Source organism: Caballeronia sp. (genome assembly GCF_049581465.1).
In the GTDB taxonomy this organism is placed as follows: Bacteria; Pseudomonadota; Gammaproteobacteria; order Burkholderiales; family Burkholderiaceae; genus Caballeronia.
The window spans coordinates 1-3,195 of the sequence record NZ_JBAUSA010000620.1 but is presented as its reverse complement, the minus strand read 5'-3'; the positions used below and the strand labels follow the sequence as shown (position 1 = coordinate 3,195).

Sequence of the window (3,195 nt, the reverse complement as noted above, 5' to 3'; positions counted from 1 at the left end):
CCTGAAAAGTGGGAGGAACGAAACAAGGAGGACACCGGCTATTATGCCAGCGACGAAGCCCCCGCGATACGCTGCTTCGACATTTATATTTACTGCGAGGCGGAAGGCAAACGACCGGCAGGCTGGCTGCGTCGAATCATCCTCGACTCGTGGAGCACCCCGGCAATCAGCGGTGGAAAGATTTCGATGGTGCGCGATCAACGCATGACCGGCGATAAGAGCAAAGGTGAGGGGCTGGTGCCATCCAAAAAGAACGACTTCCTTTTCACCAGCGGGAACAATGTAGTCGCGTCCGACTGGAATCAGATTGTGACGTTTCAGTTCGCCGACTTGTCCGCCGTCACGCCGCGCCGGTATCATTCGGTTCGCGGGCTTGGCTGGATGGAGTACGGAGTTTGTCACCTGATAAACCGGCAATGGTGCAAACAGAACGAGGCGATGTTCGAGACGCTGCTTCAATACTTCAAGGTGAAGTCGATGGACGACGTTCAGCGTGCGCTCAAGCTCGAACTCGCGAACATGGGCATCATCGACGAGACGATTGCCCCGGTGCCGGCAAGCGAGCGGTGGAGTCCGAACTTGGGACTGGTCGAATACGTGTCAGGCGTCAATCAGCAAGTCGTTGACGATAATTCCCGCTGGTCAACCGGCCAGCCGAAGGCGCAGCCGAAAGAGCGCGAATCCAATTTTCAGCGCATGGCCGACATCCAGCAGGTCAACTCGCTCGTCAGCGCCGGTTTGAATCAGGCGTATCAGTACCAAAAATTCGAGTATCGGGAGAACTTCCGACGCCTGCTCAAGCAGAACTCGAAAGACCCTCGCGCCAGATCGTTTCGAGCGAACTGTCTGCGTCAAGGTGTGCCGGAGGAAATTCTCGTGCCTGAAGCGTGGGACATCCAAAGCGAGCGCATGATGGGCGGCGGCAATCAGACTTTGGAATTGATGATTGCGCAGATGCTCATGCAGGCCAGGGCCGCATACGGGCCGGAGGCGCAGCAGACCATCTTGCGCGACTTCACCATGGCGGTGACGAAGATTCCCGCCAAGGCGATGGAGCTTGTGCCGGAGACTCCAACCGTCAGCAATGCCGTTCACGATACCGAGATTGTTTTTGGCACGCTCATGGGCGGCACAATGGTTACTCCGAAATCGGGTATGAACGCTCAGGAAGTCGCGGCCACCATCGTTCGTTTGATGACGCAGAAGATTGCGCAGATAATGAAATCGGGCGGCGTCGGCACACCGCAGGACGTTCAGGGATTGCAGAACGCGGCCAACTACGCTGGCTTCTACATCAAACAACTTGCGGCTGACCCGCAGCAAAAGGCTGTCGTTAAGAAATTGGGTGACGCGCTTGGGAAGTTGATGAACCTCGTCAAGGCGATGGCGCAACGTCAGCAGCAGGCGGCTCAGGCGGCGGCGAAACAGAATGGAAACGGTCAAATGGATCCGAAAGACGCGGCCAAGATTCAGGCGACGGCAGCGACGGCGCAGAGCAAGATGAAGCTCGCCGAACAGAGCCATGCTCAAAAAACGGCTCAACGCCAAGTCGCGTTCAATCAGAAGCTCAAGCAGGAGCAGCAGGCGCATCAGGCCGACATCGCCAGCAAAGACCTTGAGACAGCGTCGAATATACAGCGCGGCGGAATGAAGTCGTTCATCGAGGGGGATGAAGAATGATTGTCGAAATGAGACGCGGAGGGAGAGGTGGTTTGCGGTTAAAAACACCAGAAAAAGACCCGCTCGTCGAAGCCATTGAAAAAACGAGAACGCGAGAGGCTTACCTCGACCTGTTTCGCAAAACGGTAAAAATTTATCCCGTGGATTGAAATATGAACCACCTGAAACCCATATACTACAAAACCATTCCGAACGCGGGTCATCGTTATCCCACTGTCGGAGATTATTGGGAAACTGAGAACGCTCTTGAGGTTCGGGTGTCTGAAATGCCAGACCGCCGCCACGAGCAACTTGTCCTCATCCATGAGCTGGTGGAGATTTTTCTTTTACAGAATCGCGGTGTCACGCTCAAAGACACCGACGACTTTGACATCATGTTTGAAAAGGAACGTGCCGAGGGGAAACATTCTGACGATGCTGAACCGGGAGACGACCCGCGCTGCCCATACCGTAACGAGCATCGCTTCGCCGAGAACATGGAGCGTATGTTGGCGCATCAACTTGGAATCGAATGGGAAGAATACAACGCCACCGTGATGGCGCTTTGAGCCATGCCAATCGACACAATCGACAAAGAGCTTGCAGAAGTGTTGCTAAAACACTGGCGCGAAAGATATGCGTCCAGAAAGATCACTGACATGTACACAGAGCACTGGATTGAGGGAGTGCGCTGGCTTGTGGTGTTCAAAAGGATTTGGGAGCTTGAGACATTCTTGAGACATTGCTAGGAATCTAATCAGATGCCACCACGCGAAGAACCACCCGAAATGGTAGCCACCGAGTTTGGTTACGCGCTCGTGTCCGAAACGATGCCTCCGCGAGGATTGACAAACATCTGGAAGAAAATGCCCGAAGGCCACATTTACTTTTGGGACGGCGACGGGTGGGATCGGGTGAAACCGCCAGAGCCGAAATTTCTAACTCACGGTGAATTGCCCCATGGATGATTGCTCAGACAAGTGCGCGACAATCGTTGACCACGGCAATAATGTGGAGCTTGCCATCCGTCTCGCCAAAGAGTTTCGGAAGGTCAATTACTTCAAGCCGTGGAAGGGCGCGCGCCCAGTGTCGAACGACCTCGTCGTCGGCGACGGCTTTGACAGCATTACGAGAGTGCGTCACCTGTTCGACTGGAAGGTTATCAGCGAGACCGACCTGTTCATATTTCCAGAAATCTACGACGGCGATTTGCAACTCGACTTGGAGCGAAGGGGAAAAAGAGTTTGGGGGAGCCGCCGCGCCGAGCGTTACGAATACGACCGAGAGCTTTTCCTCAAGACGCTCAAGGAAGTCAAACTGCCCTGTCCCGATTACCACGTCTGCAACGGACTCGACGAACTGACCGATTTCCTCAAGGACGAACAAGATTGGTGGATAAAGATGGAGTTGCGCGGTGACGACGAGACTTGGCGGCATCGCAATTACCAGTTGAGCCAGCGAAAGCTCGAATCGCTCGCCTACCGCTTCGGGCCGATCAGGAACGATTTGAAGTTCGTTTGCGTGAAGCATATCAAC

At 54.5% G+C, this 3,195-nt stretch carries 4 protein-coding genes; 3 read left to right on the top strand and 1 reads right to left on the bottom strand.

What is annotated here, in order from left to right; translation table 11 throughout:
- The coding region (locus WCA53_RS15095; RefSeq protein ID WP_423911670.1) for a hypothetical protein at positions 1-459 on the bottom strand (459 nt) is incomplete at its 3' end.
- 60 nt (positions 460-519) lie between these two features.
- Between WCA53_RS15095 and WCA53_RS15090 the strand changes: the two genes are divergently transcribed.
- The 3 genes from WCA53_RS15090 to WCA53_RS15080 all read left to right on the top strand — a co-directional run.
- Positions 520-1,680: a hypothetical protein gene (locus tag WCA53_RS15090; RefSeq protein WP_423911668.1), complete on the top strand. Its 1,161-nt coding sequence runs from the start codon at positions 520-522 to the stop codon at positions 1,678-1,680.
- A 152-nt stretch (positions 1,681-1,832) separates the two neighbouring features.
- Positions 1,833-2,228 carry a hypothetical protein gene (locus WCA53_RS15085; RefSeq protein WP_423911665.1) on the top strand — a complete coding sequence of 132 codons (396 nt, stop codon included), beginning with the start codon at positions 1,833-1,835 and terminating at the stop codon, positions 2,226-2,228.
- 391 nt (positions 2,229-2,619) lie between these two features.
- On the top strand, positions 2,620-3,195 hold a 576-nt coding region (locus tag WCA53_RS15080), incomplete at its 3' end, for a hypothetical protein (RefSeq protein ID WP_423911662.1).